Source organism: Brevundimonas denitrificans, from assembly GCF_030160755.1.
Taxonomy (GTDB): Bacteria; Pseudomonadota; Alphaproteobacteria; order Caulobacterales; family Caulobacteraceae; genus Brevundimonas; species Brevundimonas denitrificans.
This window is the reverse complement of sequence record NZ_BSOY01000007.1, coordinates 1-19,687: the sequence shown is the minus strand read 5'-3', so window position 1 is coordinate 19,687 and position 19,687 is coordinate 1. Positions and strand designations below refer to the sequence as shown.

Sequence of the window (19,687 nt, the reverse complement as noted above, 5' to 3'; positions counted from 1 at the left end):
GCGCCCGCGACCGCGACCACGCGGCCCGGTGACGGCGGGACGGCGACGCGCTAGACCGCGCCCATGACCCACGCCTCCGCCTCGACCGGCAAGACCTCCTCCTTCGGCTTTCGCGATGTCGATGCGACGGAGAAGGTGCAACTGGTGCGTGGCGTGTTCGACAGCGTGGCCTCCAGCTACGACCTGATGAACGACCTGATGAGCGGGGGCGTGCACCGGCTCTGGAAGGATGCGGCGGCGGCGAAGCTGAACCCGCGGCCGGGCGAGACCATTCTGGACGTCGCCGGCGGCACCGGCGACATGGCGCGGCGCTATGCGAAGATGGCGCGGGCGGCGCAGGAGCGGCGGGGCGGAGACGACGCCTCGGTCATCGTGCTGGACTACAACGCCGAGATGATCATGGCCGGCGTGCACAAGGGCGGCGAGCCGGAGATGTCGTGGTCGGTCGGCGACGCCATGGCCCTGCCGCTGCCGGACGCCTCGGTCGACGCCTATTCGATCAGTTTCGGTATCCGCAATGTGGCCGACATTCCGCAGGCCCTGCGCGAGGCTCGGCGCGTTCTGAAGCCCGGCGGGCGGTTCCTGTGTCTGGAGTTTTCGCGGCCCACCGCCTCGGCGATCCGCAAGGCCTACGACGCCTGGTCCTTCCACGCCATTCCGCGCATCGGCGGCTGGGTCGCGGGCGACCGGGACAGCTACCAGTATCTGGTCGAGAGCATTCGCCGCTTCCCCGACCAGACGACCTTCAAGGGCATGATCGAGGACGCCGGCTTCAGCCGCGTGACCGTGACCAATCTGTCGGGCGGGGTCGCCGCCATCCATCACGGGTGGGCGATCTGACCAGTCCCGCCGACTACAAGACCGCGCCCCCGCCGCCGCTGGCCGAGCCCGTACGGCGCCCGGTCGAGGCGACCCTGCGCCTGCTGGGCTGGGGCTGGGTGCTGGTGCGCCACGACGCCCTCGCGCCGCGGGAGATCACCCCCCTGCTGCCGGTCTGGATCCGCTGGCTGGCGCATCTGCTGCACGCCTTCGCCGGCAAGGAAGGCCGCGACGGCCGCCCCGGCCAGCGGCTGGGCAAGGCGTTCGAGCATCTGGGGCCGGTGGCGATCAAGCTGGGTCAGGTGCTGGCCACCCGCGCCGACATCTTCGGCATCGAGTTCGCGCGCGACCTCGGACGCCTGAAAGACGCCCTGGAGCCCTTTTCCGTCGAGGAGGCCCGGCGGGAGGTCGAGCGGTCGCTGGGCCGGCCGGTCGAAGCCCTGTTCACCGATTTCGGCCCGCCGGTCGCGGCGGCCTCGCTGGCCCAGGCCCATCCGGCCTGGCTGGCCGACGGCCGCAAGGTGGCGGTCAAGGTGCTGCGTCCCGGCGTCGAACGCCGCGTGGCCCAGGGACTGGATTCGATGCGGCTGGCCGCGCGGCTGGCCGTGCGTTTCGTGCCTGTGGCCCGGCGGCTGGAACCGCTGGCCTTCGTCGAGACGGTGGCCCGCACCCTGCGGCTGGAGCTGGATATGCGGCTCGAGGCCGCCGCCGCCTCCGAACTCAAGGACATCATGGACAGGGACGCCGCGGCCGGCGGCCATATGACCGCGCCGGCGGTGATCTGGGACGGGGTCGGCAAGCGGGTGCTGACGCTCGAATGGGCGCCCGGCATGGCCATGACCGATCCGGCGGCCGCCGACCAGCCGGGGCTGGACAGGAACGCCCTGGCCGACAACGTCGTCCGCGCCTTCCTGACCCAGGCGCTGGACCACGGGACCTTCCACGCCGACCTGCATGAGGGGAACCTGTTCTGCCATGCGCCGGCGGAGCTGACGGCGATCGACTTCGGCATCGTCGGGCGGCTGGGCCCGGCCGAGCGGCGCTATCTGGCCGAGATCCTCTGGGGTTTCCTGAGCCGCGACTACGACCGCATCAGCCGCGTGCATTTCGAGGCCGGCTATGTGCCGCCCGAACATTCGGTCGAGGCCTTCGCCCAGGCCCTGCGCGCGGTCGGCGAGCCGGTCATCGGCAAGGCGGCGTCCCAGGTGTCCATGGGCCGGCTGCTGGGCCAGCTGTTCGAGATCACCGACCTGTTCGACATGCACCTGCGCCCCGAACTGATCCTGCTGCAGAAGACCATGGTCTCGGTCGAGGGCGTGGCGCGGCGTTTGAACCCGGATCACGACCTCTGGGCCGCGGCCAGTCCGGTGGTCGAGCGCTGGATCCGCCGCGAACTGGGGCCGCAGGCCCAGGTCCGTGACGCCATCGAGGAAATTCGCGCCACCCTGAAGGCGCTGGCCCGGCTGGCGCAGAACCCGCCGCAGCCGCAGACCGTCGTCATCCGCGAGGCGCACACGCCGGCCTGGGTAATTGTCTGTGTCACGCTTGCAATGTCGGCGGCCGCGGCCGCCCTTGTTCTGTCGCTTTGGCCCGCCATCGTCTGATCCCAGTATTGGAGACGACCCCATGAAGCCGCTTTTGATCGCCGCCGCCCTCCTGCTCCTTCCCGCCGCGGCCCAGGCCCAGGTCGCCGCCGCATCGATGCCCAACAGTTTCGACGCCCCCGCCACAGCCGCGCGCGCCGCCCCGGTTCTTGCGGCGGCTCCGACGCCCGCCAATCCCCGGGCCGAAGACGTGCTGCGCGAGATCATCGCCGGGGCCCAGGCGGGCACGATCGACTATTCGTTGATGAGCGACGATTTGGCCGCCCGGGTGCGTGAGCAGGAGGCCGCGATCCAGCCCCTGATCGCGGGCTTCGGTCCGGTGCAGGCGGTCGACTTCGTCGGCAATCAGAATGGCGCGGACCTGTTCGCCGTGATCTTCGCCAACGCCGCGACCCAGTGGGTGATCGGCTTCAATGAGGCCGACAAGGTCGCCGCCCTGCTGTTCCGCCCGGCGGAATAGGCCGTCAGTCGTCGCCCCCGGGCCGCGCGCGCCCGCTCTTGATCGTCGAGCGTTTGGCCTTGCCTTCCAGCCGCCGCTCCTTCGAGGCGCGCGTCGGCTTCGTCGGCACGCGATAGACCGGGGCGATCGAGGCCTTGTCGACCAGACCCTGCAGCCGTTCGATGGCGTCGGCGCGGTTGCGCTCCTGGGTGCGATAGCGGACGGCGGTGATCAGGATGACCCCGTCCAGCGTCAGCCGGCTGCCCGCCAGCTTCATCAGCCGCGCCCGAACCGGCTCCGTCAGCGACGGCGAGTTGCGGGCGTCGAAACGCATCTGCACCGCGGTCGAGACCTTGTTGACGTTCTGCCCGCCCGGCCCGCCGGCGCGGAAGAAGCGGAACTCCAGCTCGCTTTCGGGGATGACGGTCACCGGACCACACGTTTCGCCCGCACCACGGCCTGGTCCAGCGCCTGCAGGAAGGCCGAGCGATCCTTCGGCCCGAACGGCGGCGGGCCCGAGGTGGCCACCCCCATCGAGCGCAGATGCTCGCCGACCATCCGTCCGGCCAGGGCCGAGCCGATCGAGTCCGGGGTGAAGGGCTGGCCATTGGCCTTCAGCGCCTGGGCGCCGGCCTTGAGGCAGCGGTCGGCCAGGGGGATGTCGGCGGTGATGACGATGTCGCCCGGTCCCGCCCGCTCGGCGATCCAGTCGTCAGCGATATCGGGGCCGGCGTCGACCACGACCTGTTCGATCCACTTTTCGCGCGGGGTGTTGATCCAGCTGTTGGAGACCACGAACACATGCAGGCCGTAGCGGGCCGCGACGCGATAGACCTCGTCCTTCACCGGACAGGCGTCGGCGTCGATGAAGAGGCGGGGAAGGGCGGACGCGGTCATGGGCAGGGTGGGGTGTGGGGTGTGGGGGTTAGGAAGACAGCCCGCTCATACCCCGAGCATGTTGTCCGTAAAACCTGACCGCCTTTCCCTACACCCCGCACCCCATACCCGACACCCTACCGGCTGTAAGCCGGCGGCATCGCCCCTTCGCCGCCGTCGCGGTAGCGGTCGCGGAGCAGGAACTGGCGGCTGGTCGGGGCCTGTTCGGCGCCGCCGATGAAGATGGTCTCGGCGTTGCTGAGCGGCTCCAGCGGGTCGCCGGACCAGACCACGACGTCGGCCGCCGCGCCGGCGCGCAGTTCGCCGAACTGGCCGGCCATGCCGAAGATGCGGGCCGGATTGACCGTGATCGCCTCGATCGCCGACTCATAGGACAGGCCGTGAGAGACGGCGTTGCCGGCGTTGTAGCGGGTCTCGCGCACCCGGTGGGAGCCGTCATTGCCCTTGATGGCGATGATCACCCCCGCGGCGTCGAGCGCCGCGGCGTTCTGCATCCGGACCGCCCGGGTCTCGAGATTGCCCGGCAGGTTGGAGATGGGGTTCAGCAGGACGGGGACATCAGCCGCCGCGATCTGGTCGGCGACCAGCCAGCCTTCCTCGGCGCCGTCGAGGATGATCCGGACGCCTTCCTCGCGGGCGAGGCGCAGCACCTGCTGGATGTCGGCGGCGCGGCGCACGGTGACGATCAGGGGCATGGTCCCGTTGGCGACGGGGATCAGGGCCTCGAGATCGGCCCGCGACAGGCTGAGGTCGCGCAGGCCCGCCCGGTCATAGGCGCCGCGGTTGCGGGCGTAGAGGCGGACCTCGGCCAGGGTTTCCTTGAACTGGGTGAACTGGGCCCCGCGGGCGCCGCCGGCGATGCCGGCCCCGGCCTCGCCGAACGGAGCGACCATGGCCACGCGCGGCTTGACCAGGATGTCGGTCCCGGCGGCCAGATGGATGATGGCCGCCTGACCGGCGAACAGGCCGGGCGATTGCAGACCGCCGTCGCCGACGCCGGCGAAATCGCTGTCGTCATGGCGATGACCGCCGCCGCCGCCGCCCGCATGGCTGGGCACGACGATGGCGCGGGTGATGCCGCCGAGACGGGCCACCGGCAGGGTGAAGGACCAGGGATCGAGGCCGTAGCTGACATCGAACGAGGCGCTGATGGAGTTGGCCCCGTTGGACAGGTCGTCCGAGCCGGCGACGGAGGAGATCTCCGAACCGCCGAGGCCGCTGTCGACCGCGACCAGGCCGGGGGTGACGACCTTGCCGCGGGCGTCGATGACGCGGGCGCCGGCGGGGGCTGCGCCGGTCCCGACCGAGACGACCCGGCCGTTCTGGATGACCACGGTGCCGTTCTCGATCACCGAGGTTCCGGTCAGCACCCGGCCGCCGGTGATGGCGGTCAGGGTCTGGGCGAGGGCGGGGGTGGCGACGGCGGCCAGGCAGACGGCGCCGAGGATGAGGCTCTTGAGGCGCATCAGCGGGCTCCCTGCAGGACGTTGGCGGCCGGCAGGCCGAAGCCGGGCTGGCCCAGTTCATAGTCGGACAGGGGCTGATAGGCCGGGTTCATCCGGTCGAAGGTCAGGGCGCCGTCGATGAAGACCTGGTCGGCGCGGGCGTAGACGCTGAACGGATTGGCGCTCCAGATCACCACATCGGCGCGCTTGCCGGCCTCGAGCGAACCGGTCTGGTCGGCGATGCCGAGCGAACGGGCGGGGTTGAGGGTGATCCAGCTGATCGCCCGCTCCTCGGAGATGTTCATGCCGATGCGGCGGCCGGCGGCGAGGGCGGCCGCGGCCTCCTGGTTCAGCCGCTGGGTCAGTTCGGCGTCGTCGGAGTGGATGACGGCGCAGGAGCCTTGGGGCGCATCGACCAGGGCGGCGTTGGCCTCGACCCCGTCGAGCGCCTCCATCTTGAAGCCCCACCAGCCGGTCCACATGTCGGCGCAGATGCCCTCGCGGGCCAGCAGGGGCGCGACCTTGTAGGCCTCGATGGCGTGGTGGAAGGCGGTGATGCGGTAGCCGAACTCCTTGGCGATATCGATCATCACCGCCATCTCGTCGGCGCGGTAGCAGTGATTCTGGACCAGCACCGAGCCGTCCAGCACCCCGACCAGGGTCTCGAGCTGCAGGTTGCGGGTCGGGGGCGAGCCCTCGCCGTCCTCGCGCCACTTGTCCCATTTGGCCTTGTATTCACGGGCGGCGATGAAGGCCGCGCGATAGCCGGCGACATTGCCCATGCCGGTGGCCGGCGAGGTGTTGCGGCCGCCGTAGACGCGCGAGGGGTTCTCGCCGCAGGCCATCTTCAGGCCGTAGGGGGCGCCGGGCATCTTCATGCCCTGCATGGTCACCGACGGCACGTTGCGCACGGTGACGCCGCGGCCGCCGAACAGATTGGCCGAGCCGGGCAGGATCTGGAGGGTCGTCACGCCGCCGGCGCGGGCGGCGTTGAAGCCGGGGTCCTGGGGCCAGAGCGAATGCTCGGCCCAGACCTGGGCGGTGTTGGGGTTGGTCGCCTCATTGCCGTCGCTCATCCCCGAGACGCCGGGCGAGGGATAGACGCCGAGGTGCGAGTGGACGTCGATGATGCCCGGGGTCACGAACCGGCCGCGGGCGTCGACGACGCGATAGCCGGCGGGCACGGGGGTGGAGGCGTCGCCGACCGCGGCCACCTTGCCGTCGGTGACGATGACCACGCCGTTCTCGATCTTCTGGCCGGCGCCGGTGAAGACCGTACCGCCGACGATGGCCATGTTCTCGCGCGGCAGGCCGCGATAGGTCGAGGGGAAGGGGTCGGGAACGTCCGCGACGTCCAGCCCGCGGGCCAGGGGCTCGCGGGCCTCGGCGTCGGACGAGCCGTCGGCCGCGGGGGTCTCGTCGCCGTCGCCGGTCGTGGCGCAGGCCGACAGGGCCAGTGAACCCGCCAGCACGCAGGCGAGGGTGGCGAGGCTGGCGCCCCGCAAGGCGTGGAATCTCATCGGACGCTCCCCGGAAGCGCCCGTCGTGAAGGGTGGGGCGCAGGTCGGGGCGGATTACAAAAGCCTCCGGGGTGATCCGTCAAAGCCGGAAACATTACAAACCGGTAAGGCGCGCCTTCGCTTCGTCTTCGGACAGGCCCGCGACGACCAGGATCTTGGTCCGCGACTGGCCGCCGCGCTGAATCGCCACCGCGGATTTCGGCACGCAGAGAGTTTTGGCGATCAGCTTGATCAGGGCCTCATTGGCCTCGCCCTCGATGGGCCGGGCGCGCACGCGGACCTTGAGGACAGGGCGGCCCTCGACGTCGACGTCCCAACCGTCGATGCGGTCGGCGGCGGCGCCGGGGGTCAGGCGAACGGCGAGATTGGCCACGGTCGTCTCATATGGCTGCGTCCCGGACATCGATGAGAACGAACCCCACGTCGACCCCGCCGCCGAATTCGCCGGGTACAAGCTTTCCCATCGAGAGTCGCTGGGCGCCGAACTCTTCCGTGACCACACAGGTGTGGTGACCGGCCCGGCCCATCACGCCCGTCTGCTGTCCGGCCTCGTGCGTATGCCGGGGCCAGGGCTCGCCCCGGACATGAAGCCGCAAGACTTCCCAGTCGAATTCGTCCCCGTCGACGGGCGCCAGAACATGGAGCTGCCGCCGGGGCTTGTGTGCGTAGCGGAAGACCAGCACCCGCCAGCCCTTGCCCCAGCCGCCCCGTGGCATTCGCCGGTACCGAAGAAGGCGGCCCAGACGGCGCAAATGAGCGCACGCACGATAGTAGAGACGTGCCACTCGCCACGGAACGCGGCGATGCAAGAACTCATGCATATCCATGCCTGGCAGGCCCCGATTCTTATCCGGGACCAGAAATAGGGCGAACCCGCGGCTCGTCCAGCCTGGGCGACAGTCGCACTTGCCCTGACGTGTCTCCCGGACAGCGGCTGAAGCCGCTTCCGGGAGGATCAGGTGAGTGTCCTCTGGCGCCCCGGATCGCCGCCTTGAGGCGTCCGGGATGACAACGGATTTGTCGCCGGCTGGACTCTACCCCAGCGCCTTCATCAGCTCCGGCACGACCGTCTTGTAGTCGCCGACGATGCCGTAGTCGGCGACCTGGAAGATCGGGGCGTCGGCGTCCTTGTTGATGGCGACGATGATCTTGGAGTCCTTCATCCCGGCGAGGTGCTGGATGGCGCCCGAGATGCCGATGGCGATGTAGAGGGCCGGGGCGACAACCTTGCCGGTCTGGCCGACCTGATAGTCGTTGGGGGCGTAGCCGGCGTCGACGGCGGCGCGCGAGGCGCCCACGGCGGCGCCGAGGCGGTCGGCCAGCGGGTCCATGACGGCGTGGAACTCTTCCGCCGAACCGAGGGCCCGGCCGCCGGAGACGACGATCTTCGCCGCGCCCAGTTCCGGACGGTCCGACTTGACCATCTCCTCGCTGACGAAGGCCGATTTGCCGGCGTCGGCGCCCGCGACGGTCTCGACCTTGGCCGAGCCGCCTTCGGCCGCGGCGTCGAAGCTGGTCGGACGCACGGTGATGACCTTCTTGGCGTCGGACGACTGCACCGTCTCCAGCGCGTTGCCGGCGTAGATCGGGCGCACGAAGGTGTCGTTCGACACGACCTCGATGATGTCCGAGATCGGGGCGACATCCAGCTTCGCGGCGATGCGCGGCATGAAATTCTTGCCGTCGGTGGTGGCCGGCGAGAGGATGGCGTCATAGCCGCCGGCGAGGCCGACGACGGTCGCCTCGACGGCTTCGGCCAGCTGGTGACCCAGACCGGCGCTTTCGGCGAGCAGGACCTTGCGTACGCCGGCGATCTTCGCGGCGGCGTCGGCCGCGGCCTTCGAACCCTGGCCGATGACCAGGATGTCGACGTCGCCCGACAGCTTCAGGGCGGCGGTGACGGTCTTGTGGGTGGTGTCGCGGACGGCGTCGCCGTCGCGGTCGGCGATAACGAGAACGGCCATTACAGGACCCCCGCGGTCTTGAGTTTCGCAACCAGTTCGGCGGCGTCCGCCACCTTGATCCCGGCGGAGCGTGTCGGCGGGGCCGTGACCTTCTTGACCGTCAGGCGCGGCGCCGTGTCGACGCCGTAGTCGGCGACCGCCTTGACCGCGATCTCCTTCTTCTTGGCCTTCATGATGTTGGGCAGGGAGGCGTAGCGCGGGGTGTTGAGGCGCAGGTCCACCGAGACCACGGCCGGCAGGGAAGCGGCCAGGGTCTGCAGGCCGCCGTCGACCTCGCGGGTCACGGTCGCCTTGCCGCCGCCGATGATGATCTTGCCGGCGAAGGTGGCCTGGGGCCAGTCGAGCAGGGCCGCCAGCATCTGGCCGACGGCGTTGTTGTCGCCGTCGATAGACTGTTTGCCGAGCAGAACCAGGTCCGGCTTCTCCTCATCGACCACGGCCTTGAGCAGCTTTGCGACGGCGAGGGGCTCGAGGTCGGCGTCGGACTGGATCAGCAGGCCGCGGTCCGCGCCCATGGCCAGGGCGGTGCGGATGGTCTCCTGGGCCTGGGTCACGCCGATGGAGACGACCACGATCTCGGTCGCCGTGCCGGCGGCGTGGTGCTCCTTGCCCTCCTTCATGCGCACGGCCTCTTCGACGGCGATCTCGTCGAAGGGATTCATGCTCATCTTGACGTTGGCGAGATCAACGCCGGTCTGGTCCGCCTTGACGCGAGCCTTGACGTTGTAGTCGATCACCCGTTTGACGGGGACGAGAACCTTCATTGTGCTATCCACGAAAGCGCCGGAATGTTGGGTGAGGGAATGGTACGCCTCACCCGGCCTGTCAACGTAACGCCGCGTCAACGGACCGGATCGTCCGTCTCGCCCAGCCTCGGAACGCTTCCATGCATCGCCTCCTGACCATGAAACGGCTCAGCGTCCTGTTCCTGTCGATCTTCGCCGTGCTCATGGCCGGGATGTTCGCCTATGAGCGGCTGGTCGTGGCCCCGGGCGATCGCTGCGAGGCGGGCGGCGGGTGGTGGGACCCCGAGGGCAAGGAATGCGGCCGGCCGATCTCCATCGCCGAGATCACCGGCCGGCCCAACCCCGGCGAACGCGCCGCGGCCTCGGCGGAGAAGAACCGCGAACTGGTGGCCATCGAGGACTCCCTGGCCGCCCGGCAGCGGGCCCGTGACGCCGACGCAGAACGCCAGCGCATAGCCCTGGCGGCGCAATAACATCATGGCGGCGCAAAATCTGAGCCTGGGCGGACTGCGTCCTCCAAGACCGATTTCGCTCTAGCGCGTCGCGCCCGGCTTCCATTTGACGTCGTCGGCGCCGTTGGCGTTGGCCCGGCGGGCGGCGACGAACAGGTGGTCCGACAACCGGTTGAGGTAGCGGATCGCCTCCGGCGTCACCGCCTCGCCCGCTTCGATCAGCCGCACGGCCTCGCGCTCGGCCCGACGGGCGACGGTGCGGGCCAGATGCAGATGCGCCGACAGGGGAGAGCCGCCCGGCAGGATGAAGCTGTCCAGTTCCTTCAGGCTCTCGTTCATCCAGTCGATCTCGGTCTCGAGCCGTTCGACCTGGCTGTCGATGATGCGCAGGGCCTCCCATTTCGGCGGCGGATCCAGCGGGGTGGCGAGGTCGGCGCCGAGGTCGAACAGTTCGTTCTGGATGCGGCCGAGCATGGCGTCGATGCGGTCGTTCTGGCCGGAATGCAGCCGGGCGACGCCCAGGACGCTGTTCAGCTCATCCACGGCCCCGTAGGCCTCGACCCGGCGGTCGCTCTTGGACACCGTCGCCCCCGACGCCAGCCGCGTCTGACCGCCGTCGCCGGTCTTCGTATAGATGCGGTTCAGGACCACCACAGGCTCAGCTCCCCAAGCCGCTAACCGGCATGCGTGGACTTCCACCACATGCCGACGCACAGCAGCACGATCGCCACGGCCTGAAGCCCGACCCTCAGCCGCATCAGCTTGTTGGAGCGCGACCGATCCTGGTCGCCGCCCCTGTGCAGGGAATAGATGCCGAACCCCAGGGTGACGGTCACCGCCAGGATCGCAACGAGAATGAGGATGTTGATGATGTCGCCCATGGCGGCAATCTAGGCGCGGTCGCGGGGCGAGGCCAGTGCGGCGACGCCGCAGTGCGCCATGATCGAGCGCGCCAAAAAAAGGGTCGGCATCCGGAAGATGCCGACCCCCTTCGATGTTCTGATCCGCCTCGGCCTAGTAGCGGTAGTGGTCCGGCTTGAACGGGCCGCTGGTCGGGACCGAGATGTAGTCGGCCTGTTCCTTCGACAGGGTCGTCAGCTTGGCGCCCAGCTTGGCCAGGTGGAGCGTGGCGACCTTTTCATCCAGGTGTTTCGGCAGGACGTAGACCTGGTTCTCGTAGGATTTGGCGTTGGTCCACAGTTCGATCTGGGCCAGCGTCTGGTTGGTGAAGCTGGCGCTCATCACGAAGGAGGGGTGGCCCGTGGCGTTGCCCAGGTTCACCAGACGGCCTTCCGACAGCAGGATGATCTTCTTGCCGTCCGGGAATTCCACATGGTGGACCTGAGGCTTGATCTCGTCCCACTTGAAATTCTTCAGGCCGGCGACCTGAATCTCCGAGTCGAAGTGACCGATGTTGCAGACGATGGCGTTGTTCTTCATCGCCCGCATGTGATCGACGGTCAGGACGTCCTTGTTGCCGGTGGCGGTGACGAAGATGTCGGCCTCGTGGGCCACGTCCTCGACGGTGACGACCTCATAGCCTTCCATCGCCGCCTGCAGGGCGCAGATGGGATCGACCTCGGTGACCTTCACCCGGGCGCCGCCCTGGCGCAGCGAGGCGGCCGAGCCCTTGCCGACGTCGCCGTAGCCGCAGACCACGGCGACCTTGCCCGACAGCATGACGTCGGTGCCGCGGCGGATGGCGTCGACGAGGCTCTCACGGCAGCCGTACAGGTTGTCGAACTTGGACTTGGTGACGCTGTCGTTGACGTTGATGGCCGGGAACGGCAGGTCGCCCTTCTTGGCCATTTCGTACAGGCGGTGGACGCCGGTGGTGGTCTCTTCCGACACGCCGCCGATGGCGTCGCGGATGGCGGAGTAGAAGCCGGGCTTCTCGGCGATGTAGCGCTTCATCACCTTGTAGAGGGCTTCCTCTTCCTCGTTCTGGGGGTTGTCGAGCAGCGACAGGTCCTTCTCGGCCTTGGGGCCGAGGACGCACAGCAGGGTGGCGTCGCCGCCGTCGTCGAGGATCAGGTTCGGATAGCCGCCGTCGGCCCATTCGAAGATCTTGTGGGCGTAGTCCCAGTACTCTTCCAGCGTCTCGCCCTTGGTGGCGAACACCGGGGTGCCGTTGGCGGCGATGGCGGCCGCGGCGTGGTCCTGGGTCGAGAAGATGTTGCAGGAGGCCCAGCGGACCTCGGCGCCGAGGGCTTCCAGCGTCTGGATCAGGACGGCGGTCTGGATCGTCATGTGCAGCGAGCCGGCGATGCGGGCCCCCTTGAGGATCTGTTGCGGCCCGAACTCCTCGCGCAGCGCCATCAGGCCCGGCATTTCGGTCTCGGCGATGGCGATTTCCTTGTTGCCGAAGGGGGCAAGCGAGATGTCGCGGACGATGTAGTCGGTCATGGAGCGGGGCTTTCCGGGAGAGTGTTCGCGCGGCCTATAGACCGGTCGCGGCGCGGGGGCAAGAAACACATAAGGATATCTTTATGTGTTTGTCGCGCCGTCTCGTGCGTCCCGGCGTTTCGTGTCACCCTCGCCGCGAGGAGCGAACCATGCCGAGCGGAGAGATGACCCGTCGGGCGGCGGCCCTGGCAGGGCTGTTGACGGCGGCCCTCGGACGCCCGGCGCCCGCCCGGGCGCAGGAGGCGCTCGCCTTCGCGACGAGCAGCCAGCAACGGGGCCTGCTGACCGTTCCGGTCATGATCCATGATCAGGGCCCCTATGCGTTCGCCATCGACAGCGCCGCCAACGCCTCGGTCATTGCGCAGGATCTGGCCGTCAGCCTCGGCCTGGCCGATGCGGGCGAGGTGACGATGCACACGGTGGTGGCGCAGGAGCAGGCTCCGACCGTCCGGGCGGCCCGGCTGCGCACCGGGGCGCTGGATGTGCGCGACGCCAGGCTGGTGGTCGCGGGCCGCGCGAACATGGACGGGCTGGACGGGCTGTTGGGGACGGACCTTCTGGCCGGTCTGAGACTGGTGCTCAATTTCAGGGGCCGCACCCGGGTCAATGTCACCCTTCCGCGACGAGGCCGCGAGCGCGCCCTCGACGGCCTGAACCTGGACGCGCGGGCGCGGGCGGCGGGGCGGCAGCGGTTCAACGGGCTGCTGCTGATCGACGCGATCGCGCGGGCCACCCCCTGCAAGGTCATCGTCGACACCGGCGCCAAGATGACGATCATCAACTCCGCCCTCGCCGTTCACGCCAACGCCCAGCCGCTCATCCTTCCCGACGGATCGAGCCTGAGCCGCGTTCTGTCGCCGACAGGGAGCGGGGCCTTGACCCAGGCCATGCTGTTGCCCGAGCTCCAGCTCGGCGGGGTGCAGCTGACGCGGATTCCGGTTCTGGTCGGCGACCTGCACACCTTCGCCGTCTGGGGCCTGGCCGATGAGCCCGCGATGCTTCTGGGCGTGGACCTGCTGGGGCTTTTCCAGACGGTGACCATCGACCTGCGGCGCGGCGAACTGCTGCTGGACCCCTGAACGCGATTTGTGTCTATCTGGCGTAATTCCGGGGAGACCATGATGAAAGCAATGATCGCAGGCGCGCTGGCGGCGCTGACAATGGGCGGCGCGGGTCTCGCCCAGGAAGCCGCTCCGGCGAGCGCCGGCCCCGTCACCCTGATCCAGGCGGGACGGCTGCTGGATCGTCCGGGTCAGGCGCCGCGCGGACCCTCGACCGTGGTGGTGCGCGACGGCCGGATCGTCGAGATCCGCGACGGTTTCGTGGACGCCGCCGCCTTCCCCGGCGCGACCGTCATCGACCAGCGCGACCGTTTCGTCCTGCCGGGCCTGATCGACAGCCATGTGCATCTGGTCTCCGATCTCGGCGGCCAGGCGGGATTTCTGTCCGGCGTCACCGAGAACCTGCCGACCCATGCCTATCGCGCGGCGGAGAATGCGCAGAAGACGCTGATGGCGGGCTTCACCACAGTGCGGAACCTCGGCGACGAGGGCGGGGTGACCCTGGCGCTGGCGGACGCCACCGCCGCCCACCGCCTGCCGGGGCCGCGCATCATCGATTCGGGCGAGAGCATCTCGACCACCTCCGGCCATATGGACGGGCGGCTGGGGTTCAATGACGACCTGCGCGAGACCATTCCGCACGACAACGTCTGCAACGGCCCGGAGAGCTGCCGGGAGGCGGTGCGGATCCAGGTCGGACGCGGGGCCCGGGTGATCAAGATCGCCACCACCGGCGGGGTCAACAGCCGCATCGGCGCCGGTCTGGGCGCCCAGATGTTCGAGGACGAGGCCCGCGCCCTGATCGAGACGGCGCACCTGTACGGACTCAAGGTCGCGGTCCACGCCCACGGCGCGGACGGGATCAATATGGCGCTGCGTCTGGGCGCCGATTCCATCGAGCACGGCACCATTTTCGACGACGAGACGCTTCGCCTGTTCCGTCAGTCGGGCGCCTACTATGTCCCGACCCTGTCGACGGTGAACGGCTATATCGAGCGTCTGGCCGCTGATCCGAACGCCTATTCGCCGGAGGTCCTGCCCAAGATCCAGTGGCGCATCTCGATCACCGGCCAGTCGCTTCAGCGGGCGGTCCCGGCGGGGGTGAGGATCGCCTTCGGCACCGATGCGGGCGTGTCGAAGCATGGCCGCAACGCCGATGAGTTCGCCCTGATGGTCGCCAACGGCATGACGCCGATGAGCGCGATCCAGGCGGCGACGGTGAACGCGGCCGACCTGCTCGGCCTGTCCGCGGAGATCGGGACGCTCGAGCCCGGCAAGCGCGCTGACATCATCGCTGTCGACGGCGACCCGCTGACCGATGTGTCGGTTCTGACTTCCATGGACTTCGTCATGCGCGACGGACGGGTCTATCGCGACGAGGAGTAGGCGGCTTGGCGGGCGGCTGCGGCGGCGCTAAGCAGGCGCCCATGACCCGTGACCTCTCGACGCCCCGCCACGACTGGACCCTGGACGAGGTCGAGGGACTCTTCGCCCGGCCGTTCATGGACCTCGTCTATGACGCCGCGACCGTGCACCGGGCGTGGTTCGATCCGTCGGAAGTGCAGAAGAGTCAGCTGCTGTCGATCAAGACCGGCGGCTGCGCCGAGAACTGCGGCTACTGCTCGCAGTCGGCCAGTTTCGACACCGGCCTGAAGGCCGAGAAGCTGATGGACGCGACCGCCGTCATCGCCGAGGCCATGGCGGCCAAGGCCGGCGGGGCCAGCCGCTTCTGCATGGGGGCGGCCTGGCGTGAGCTCAAGGACCGCGACACGCCGAAGCTGGCGACCATGATCGCGGGGGTGAAGGCCCTCGGGCTGGAGACGTGCGCCACGCTCGGCATGCTGTCCGCCGACCAGGCGCGGCAGCTGAAGGCGGCCGGTCTCGACTACTACAACCACAACCTCGACACCGGCCCGGAGTACTACGCCCAGGTCGTGACGACGCGGACCTATCAGGACCGGCTGGATACGCTGCAGCATGTGCGCGAGGCGGGCATGAGCACCTGCTGCGGGGGCATCGTCGGCATGGGCGAGGCGCGGCGCGACCGGGCCAGCCTGCTGCACGCGCTGGCGACCCTGCCGGTCCATCCGGACAGCCTGCCGGTCAACGCCCTGGTGCCGGTCACCGGCACGCCGTTGGGCGACCGGGTGAAGCGGGAGGGCGAGATCGATCCGATCGAATTCGTCCGCACCGTCGCCGTGGCGCGGATCGTCTGCCCGAAGGCCATGGTGCGACTGTCGGCCGGGCGCGAGACGATGAGCGCCGAGATGCAGGCCCTGTGCTTCCTCGCCGGCGCCAACTCCATCTTCGTCGGCGGCAAGCTGCTGACCACGCCCAATCCGGAACAGGACGAGGACGCCGCCCTGTTCGCCCTGCTGGACCTCAAGCCGATGGAGCCGGTCGCGGTCGAGGCGGCGGCGTAACCACGTCTTAAGCGCCGGACGCTAGCGTCGGCCCATGGAACGTCGCGCCCTTCTCGGATTGAAGACCCAGCCGCTCAGGACCAGCGGCGGCGGAGGCGCGGCCCAGGCGACCTATCTGCGGCTGCCGACCATCACCGCCAATGTCAGGCGGCCCGGCGGTCGGCTGGGCGTGATGACGGTCGAGACCGGGGTCGATACCCCCGACGCCGCCCTCCGCACCCGCGTCGCCCAGTCGGCCCCGCGCCTGCGGGCCGCCTATGCGGCGGTGGTGCAGCAGTCGGCCAATGCGCTGTTGCCCGGGACGCCGCCGGACGTCGAACGACTGGTGGCCCAGCTCCAGGCCGCGACCAATACGGTGATGGGGCGGGCCGGCGCCCGGCTGCTCATCGGGACGGTGATGGTCGTCTAGGGGCGAGCGACCGCCATGGGCGGTCAGCGACTCCTTCCCCAGAACCACAGGACCCCGGCCCCGAGCCCGCAAAACCAAAGCCCCACGATGAACGCCGCCGCCCAGCGGCTGGGGCGCCTGTCCATGGACACGGCTTCGGCGCGGAACTCCGCCATCAGGGCTGCAGGGATCATCCGGACGGCGAGGGCGATCCCGAGCGGCACGAGGATGATGTCGTCCAGATAGCCCAGGACAGGGATGAAATCGGGGATGAGGTCGATCGGGCTGAGGGCGTAGGCCGCGACCGCGCCGGCCACGATCTTCGCGGCCATGGGCGTTCGCGGGCTTCTGGCGGCGATCCAGAGAGCCGCCACGTCACGCTTCAGGCTCCTGGCCCAGGCTGTCAGCCGCTCGCCGATGTCCAAGCCTGTCTCTCCCAAAGCGCCAGCAACCGGTCGGGAGGCCCCTTACCCGAAGGACAGGCGATGCGCCGCCTCCCGCGCGACTCAGTCCTTCGTCGGGCTCACCTGACTTGTGTCCCCGTAGGTCAACGCCAGGAAGACGTCCTCAAGATCCGGGTCCTCGGTGACGATGTCGGCGATGGTCACGCCCGCCGCGCGCACGGCGGCCAGCACCTGTTCGACCGAGGACTGGCCCTTTTTATAGGTGACGGCGAAGGCCCCGTTGGGCCGGGCCACGGCCTCGAATCCCTTGAGTTTCGGCAGGCCGTCCAGCGCGCCCTCGGGGGTGACCACGACGTTGCGGGTGTCCAGACGGCGCAGCAACTGGGGCGTGGGCTCGCAGGCCACGACCTCGCCGCGGTTCATGATGGCGATGGTGTCGCAGAGCTCCTGCGCCTCTTCGAGGTAGTGGGTGGTCAGCAGGATGGTCACGCCCTCGGCGTTGAGGCGGCGGACGTAGTCCCACAGCTGGCGGCGCAGCTCGACGTCGACCCCGGCGGTGGGCTCGTCGAGGATCAGGATGGGCGGATTGTGCACCAGCGCCTTGGCCACCATCAGACGACGCTTCATGCCGCCGGACAGGGCGCGGACATAGGCGTGGGCCTTGTCGCTGAGGCCGAGGGCGGCCAGCAGTTCGTCGGAGCGGCGCTCGTTGGCCGGCACGCCATAGAAGCCGGCCTGGACCTCGAGCGCCTCGCGCGGGGTGAAGAAGACGTCGGCGACGATCTCCTGCGGCACCACGCCGAGGGCGGCGCGGGCGTCGCGCGGCTGTTTGTCGATGTCGCGGCCCCAGATCTCGGCCGTGCCGCCGGTCTTGTTGACCACCCCGGCGAGGATGTTGATCAGGGTCGACTTGCCGGCGCCGTTGGGGCCCAGCAGGCCGAACATCGAGCCGCGCGGAATGACCAGGTCGACGCCGCGCAGGGCGACCTTGGGCGGCGCCTTCTTCGAACCCGCATAGGTCTTTTCCAGTCCCCGCACCTCGATGGCGTTGTCAGGCAGGGCGGCGGCTTCGGACATGCGGCGGCTTTCGATCGTCGGGACCGGCCTAGGTAGGCGCGCCGTCCGCCGTCGCCAAGGCCCCGCCGGGCGACGCTGTCCCGAAGTGTCAATGACGCTTGACATGACTCAATAAAATGTCTAGCACGCTTGTCATTATGAACAGCTTGCTTGACGGAGCGACCGCAATGACCCGCACGAAGATGATCGGCTGGACAGCCTTCGCCTTCTGTCTTCTCGGCTATGGGGCCTTCACGGCCGTGGTGGTGCTGAACCGGATGGGCGAGATCGCCCTGCGGGAGACGATGCTGATCGGCGGCCCGGCCGCGGTGATCGGCGAGATCGGTCTGTGGGTCGCCGCGGGCTGTCTCGGCTGGTCCCTGTTCCGCAAGCGCAAGGCCTTCTTCGACCGGGTCTTCCGCCGCAAGCCCCGGATGGTTTGACGCCGCGCGCCCGGGCTTCTAGGGAGTCGGCCGTTGTCCGCCGCCACCAGTCAGGGTCGTCCATGCCGCCGCGCCACGCCGATGCGATCATTCCGCCGCCGGAAGCCATCGTGGTCCCGACCAAACGCGTGGCCTGCGACGGCGGCGGCGGGGCCCTGGGCCATCCGCTGGTCTATATGGACATGGGCGGGGACGACTTCGTCGAATGCGCCTATTGCGACCGCCGCTTCGTGCTGGACGCCCATCCGAAGCCCGAGAATGAATACCTCAGCCCCGCCGCACGGCCGCCTGAAGCCCACTAGTCCTCGGCGGGCGGCGCCGGCATCAGGTCGCCGAACGGCGCTGCGTCTTCCAGAGCCCGCACGAACGAAGGCCGCGCCATGAGGCGCTGGTGCCAGGCCCGCAGGCGCGGCCGGTCGCCGAACGGGACCAGCCGCCGCGCATAGGTGAGGATCGGGGCGGCGCCGCAGTCCGCGAGGGTGAAGGTCTCGCCCGCGCCCCAGGTCCGCCCGTCGGCCAGCCGAGCCTCCAACCAGTCCCACGCCCCGGCCAGGATTTCCGCGTCCTGGGCGTCGCCGAAGGGGTCCTCATGGCCGGCCGGGCGGAATTTGCGCGGGATGATGCGGTTCATCGGCCCGCCGGCGTAGGTGTCGACCATCCGGTCGACCAGACGCGCCTCCAGCGCCGCTCCGGGCTCGGCGGGGATCAGCCGCCCGGCGCCGGCCAGGCGGTCGAGGTGCTCGATGACGATGGTGGATTCGTAGAGGGTCTCGCCCGTCGTCGTATCGACGAGGGTGGGCATTTTGGCGAAGGGCGACAGGGCGCGGAACTGGGCCATCACGGCCTCGTTCGCGGCCTCGACCAGCTTCAGCTCGAACGGCAGGCCGAGCTCGTACAGGGCGACGGAGGCCTTCTGGCCATAGGCCGCGTAGGGATGGGACTAGAGGATCAGGGACATCAGCCGAGGCTCGCGCGTCTTGTGCGGCCTCGCAACCCCTCGTTAAGGCGGGGAGCGCACCCTCGAACCCGCTCCAATTCGGAAGACAGCCCATGTCGACCATCCAGACGTCCAGCTATCGCCGCCAGCGCGACCATTTCGAGCCCCAGGACACCGATCCCCACGAACAGCGGCGGCTGCGCGGCCTGCTCGAACAGATCGACTATTCGGCGTTCGTGGCCAACCGCGAGGTCATCGGCCAGATGCTGCCGAAACTGGACGCGTCCATGTTCCAGAGGCTGGCTGTGCTGACGGCGACGGCGCGGGCCAAATGGGTGGCCGAAAGCCTTCGCCAGTCGGAATCGGGCGCGCCCTCGACCCCGGACCAGATCGCGCGACTGGCCTCGGCGCGCGCCGCTTATGAAGAGCTGGCCGAGGCCTATGAGGGCCTGCGACGCCTGGTCGAACGCGGCTACGCCGTTATCCGTTAGCCGAGCGGCTGCGGCCGCGTCGCGATCGGCGCATCGGGGTCGGTCGAAGGTCGCTCGGCCTCGGTCGGGGCCGGGCCGGGGACCGGCGCGGGAACAATCTCGATCAGGGGCGCGGCAGCGACCGCCGGCGGCGGGGCGACCACCTCGGGCGGAGGTGAAGCCGGCCGGGCCGTGGGGGACGGGGGCGTTCGC

At 69.4% G+C, this 19,687-nt stretch carries 25 protein-coding genes and 2 pseudogenes; 12 read left to right on the top strand and 15 right to left on the bottom strand.

Annotated elements, in window-relative coordinates:
• Positions 1-63 precede the first annotated feature (63 nt).
• Genes QQJ79_RS02865 through QQJ79_RS02855 form a run of 3 tightly spaced genes read left to right on the top strand, consistent with a single transcriptional unit; the run spans position 64 to position 2,883 of the window.
• Positions 64-840, top strand: coding sequence for a class I SAM-dependent methyltransferase (locus QQJ79_RS02865; protein ID WP_284220919.1), 777 nt, complete (start codon positions 64-66; stop codon positions 838-840).
• A complete protein-coding gene (gene ubiB, locus QQJ79_RS02860; RefSeq protein WP_284220917.1) occupies positions 828-2,423 on the top strand; it encodes a 2-polyprenylphenol 6-hydroxylase in 1,596 nt (531 codons plus the stop codon). The genes QQJ79_RS02865 and ubiB overlap by 13 nt, the downstream gene beginning before the upstream one ends.
• A gap of 22 nt (positions 2,424-2,445) precedes the next feature.
• Complete coding sequence (locus QQJ79_RS02855; protein ID WP_284220915.1) at positions 2,446-2,883, top strand: hypothetical protein; 438 nt, start codon at positions 2,446-2,448, stop codon at positions 2,881-2,883.
• 4 nt (positions 2,884-2,887) lie between these two features.
• Here QQJ79_RS02855 and arfB read toward each other — a convergent pair whose 3' ends face one another.
• The 5 genes from arfB to QQJ79_RS02830 form a co-directional block, all read right to left on the bottom strand.
• The gene (gene arfB, locus QQJ79_RS02850) at positions 2,888-3,292 is read right to left on the bottom strand and encodes an alternative ribosome rescue aminoacyl-tRNA hydrolase ArfB (protein ID WP_284220913.1); all 405 of its coding nucleotides are present in this window, start codon (positions 3,290-3,292) and stop codon (positions 2,888-2,890) included.
• Positions 3,289-3,759: a YaiI/YqxD family protein gene (locus QQJ79_RS02845; protein WP_284220912.1), complete on the bottom strand. Its 471-nt coding sequence runs from the start codon at positions 3,757-3,759 to the stop codon at positions 3,289-3,291. Before QQJ79_RS02845 ends, arfB begins: the two co-directional genes overlap by 4 nt.
• A 116-nt stretch (positions 3,760-3,875) precedes the next feature.
• On the bottom strand, positions 3,876-5,225 hold the full coding sequence (locus QQJ79_RS02840) for an amidohydrolase family protein (protein WP_284220910.1): 1,350 nt from the start codon (positions 5,223-5,225) through the stop codon (positions 3,876-3,878).
• The gene (locus QQJ79_RS02835) at positions 5,225-6,724 is read right to left on the bottom strand and encodes an amidohydrolase (RefSeq protein WP_284220909.1); all 1,500 of its coding nucleotides are present in this window, start codon (positions 6,722-6,724) and stop codon (positions 5,225-5,227) included. The genes QQJ79_RS02840 and QQJ79_RS02835 overlap by 1 nt, the downstream gene beginning before the upstream one ends.
• Positions 6,725-6,818: 94 nt before the next feature.
• Positions 6,819-7,097, bottom strand: a complete 279-nt coding sequence (locus QQJ79_RS02830; protein ID WP_284220907.1) for a DUF167 family protein — start codon at positions 7,095-7,097, stop codon at positions 6,819-6,821.
• Between QQJ79_RS02830 and QQJ79_RS02825 the strand changes: the two genes are divergently transcribed.
• Positions 7,090-7,590, top strand: coding sequence for a hypothetical protein (locus QQJ79_RS02825; protein WP_284220905.1), 501 nt, complete (start codon positions 7,090-7,092; stop codon positions 7,588-7,590). The genes QQJ79_RS02830 and QQJ79_RS02825 overlap by 8 nt on opposite strands.
• A 168-nt stretch (positions 7,591-7,758) precedes the next feature.
• On the opposite strand, the gene QQJ79_RS02820 is transcribed toward QQJ79_RS02825, so the two are convergent.
• The gene (locus QQJ79_RS02820; protein ID WP_284220903.1) at positions 7,759-8,688 is read right to left on the bottom strand and encodes an electron transfer flavoprotein subunit alpha/FixB family protein; all 930 of its coding nucleotides are present in this window, start codon (positions 8,686-8,688) and stop codon (positions 7,759-7,761) included.
• Entirely contained in the window at positions 8,688-9,452 is a 765-nt protein-coding gene (locus QQJ79_RS02815) for an electron transfer flavoprotein subunit beta/FixA family protein (protein ID WP_284220901.1), read from the bottom strand. The genes QQJ79_RS02820 and QQJ79_RS02815 overlap by 1 nt, the downstream gene beginning before the upstream one ends.
• Before the next feature lie 122 nt (positions 9,453-9,574).
• Here QQJ79_RS02815 and QQJ79_RS02810 point away from each other — a divergent pair, with 122 nt between their 5' ends.
• On the top strand, positions 9,575-9,907 hold the full coding sequence (locus QQJ79_RS02810; RefSeq protein WP_284220899.1) for a hypothetical protein: 333 nt from the start codon (positions 9,575-9,577) through the stop codon (positions 9,905-9,907).
• A gap of 60 nt (positions 9,908-9,967) precedes the next feature.
• Here QQJ79_RS02810 and QQJ79_RS02805 read toward each other — a convergent pair whose 3' ends face one another.
• The 3 genes from QQJ79_RS02805 to ahcY all read right to left on the bottom strand — a co-directional run bounded on the left by QQJ79_RS02805 (position 9,968) and on the right by ahcY (position 12,292).
• On the bottom strand, positions 9,968-10,540 hold the full coding sequence (locus tag QQJ79_RS02805) for a cob(I)yrinic acid a,c-diamide adenosyltransferase (protein WP_284220897.1): 573 nt from the start codon (positions 10,538-10,540) through the stop codon (positions 9,968-9,970).
• 20 nt (positions 10,541-10,560) lie between these two features.
• Positions 10,561-10,767 carry a twin transmembrane helix small protein gene (locus QQJ79_RS02800; RefSeq protein WP_284220896.1) on the bottom strand — a complete coding sequence of 69 codons (207 nt, stop codon included), beginning with the start codon at positions 10,765-10,767 and terminating at the stop codon, positions 10,561-10,563.
• A gap of 133 nt (positions 10,768-10,900) precedes the next feature.
• Positions 10,901-12,292: an adenosylhomocysteinase gene (gene ahcY, locus QQJ79_RS02795; protein WP_284220894.1), complete on the bottom strand. Its 1,392-nt coding sequence runs from the start codon at positions 12,290-12,292 to the stop codon at positions 10,901-10,903.
• A 149-nt stretch (positions 12,293-12,441) separates the two neighbouring features.
• Here ahcY and QQJ79_RS02790 point away from each other — a divergent pair, with 149 nt between their 5' ends.
• From QQJ79_RS02790 to QQJ79_RS02775, 4 genes are read left to right on the top strand one after another with little or no spacing between them, the layout of a single operon-like run.
• Positions 12,442-13,371 (top strand): aspartyl protease family protein, encoded by a 930-nt coding sequence (locus QQJ79_RS02790; protein ID WP_284220892.1) that lies wholly within the window; start codon positions 12,442-12,444, stop codon positions 13,369-13,371.
• Between the two features lie 39 nt (positions 13,372-13,410).
• Positions 13,411-14,739 carry an amidohydrolase family protein gene (locus tag QQJ79_RS02785; RefSeq protein ID WP_284220889.1) on the top strand — a complete coding sequence of 443 codons (1,329 nt, stop codon included), beginning with the start codon at positions 13,411-13,413 and terminating at the stop codon, positions 14,737-14,739.
• A 41-nt stretch (positions 14,740-14,780) separates the two neighbouring features.
• Positions 14,781-15,776, top strand: a complete 996-nt coding sequence (gene bioB, locus QQJ79_RS02780; protein ID WP_284220886.1) for a biotin synthase BioB — start codon at positions 14,781-14,783, stop codon at positions 15,774-15,776.
• A 34-nt stretch (positions 15,777-15,810) separates the two neighbouring features.
• Positions 15,811-16,185 carry a Tat pathway signal protein gene (locus tag QQJ79_RS02775; RefSeq protein WP_284220885.1) on the top strand — a complete coding sequence of 125 codons (375 nt, stop codon included), beginning with the start codon at positions 15,811-15,813 and terminating at the stop codon, positions 16,183-16,185.
• A gap of 23 nt (positions 16,186-16,208) precedes the next feature.
• On the opposite strand, the gene QQJ79_RS02770 is transcribed toward QQJ79_RS02775, so the two are convergent.
• Together QQJ79_RS02770 and QQJ79_RS02765 are read right to left on the bottom strand one after the other, a co-directional pair.
• Positions 16,209-16,496 (bottom strand): YkvA family protein, encoded by a 288-nt coding sequence (locus QQJ79_RS02770; RefSeq protein ID WP_431307565.1) that lies wholly within the window; start codon positions 16,494-16,496, stop codon positions 16,209-16,211.
• A 174-nt stretch (positions 16,497-16,670) separates the two neighbouring features.
• The gene (locus QQJ79_RS02765) at positions 16,671-17,645 is read right to left on the bottom strand and encodes an ABC transporter ATP-binding protein (protein WP_284220884.1); all 975 of its coding nucleotides are present in this window, start codon (positions 17,643-17,645) and stop codon (positions 16,671-16,673) included.
• Between the two features lie 167 nt (positions 17,646-17,812).
• Between QQJ79_RS02765 and QQJ79_RS02760 the strand changes: the two genes are divergently transcribed.
• Entirely contained in the window at positions 17,813-18,067 is a 255-nt protein-coding gene (locus QQJ79_RS02760) for a hypothetical protein (protein WP_284220883.1), read from the top strand.
• 62 nt (positions 18,068-18,129) lie between these two features.
• On the top strand, positions 18,130-18,369 hold the full coding sequence (locus tag QQJ79_RS02755; protein WP_284220881.1) for a zinc-finger domain-containing protein: 240 nt from the start codon (positions 18,130-18,132) through the stop codon (positions 18,367-18,369).
• Here the strand turns inward: QQJ79_RS02755 and QQJ79_RS02750 are convergent.
• A complete protein-coding gene (locus tag QQJ79_RS02750) occupies positions 18,366-18,698 on the bottom strand; it encodes a glutathione S-transferase family protein (protein WP_284221001.1) in 333 nt (110 codons plus the stop codon). The genes QQJ79_RS02755 and QQJ79_RS02750 overlap by 4 nt on opposite strands.
• 99 nt (positions 18,699-18,797) lie before the next feature.
• Positions 18,798-18,986: pseudogene (locus tag QQJ79_RS02745) on the bottom strand (glutathione S-transferase family protein); the annotation flags it as partial.
• 131 nt (positions 18,987-19,117) lie between these two features.
• Between QQJ79_RS02745 and QQJ79_RS02740 the strand changes: the two are divergent.
• Positions 19,118-19,495 (top strand): hypothetical protein, encoded by a 378-nt coding sequence (locus QQJ79_RS02740; RefSeq protein ID WP_284220880.1) that lies wholly within the window; start codon positions 19,118-19,120, stop codon positions 19,493-19,495.
• Here the strand turns inward: QQJ79_RS02740 and QQJ79_RS02735 are convergent.
• Positions 19,492-19,687: pseudogene (locus QQJ79_RS02735) on the bottom strand (MotE family protein); the annotation flags it as partial. The gene QQJ79_RS02740 and the pseudogene QQJ79_RS02735 overlap by 4 nt on opposite strands.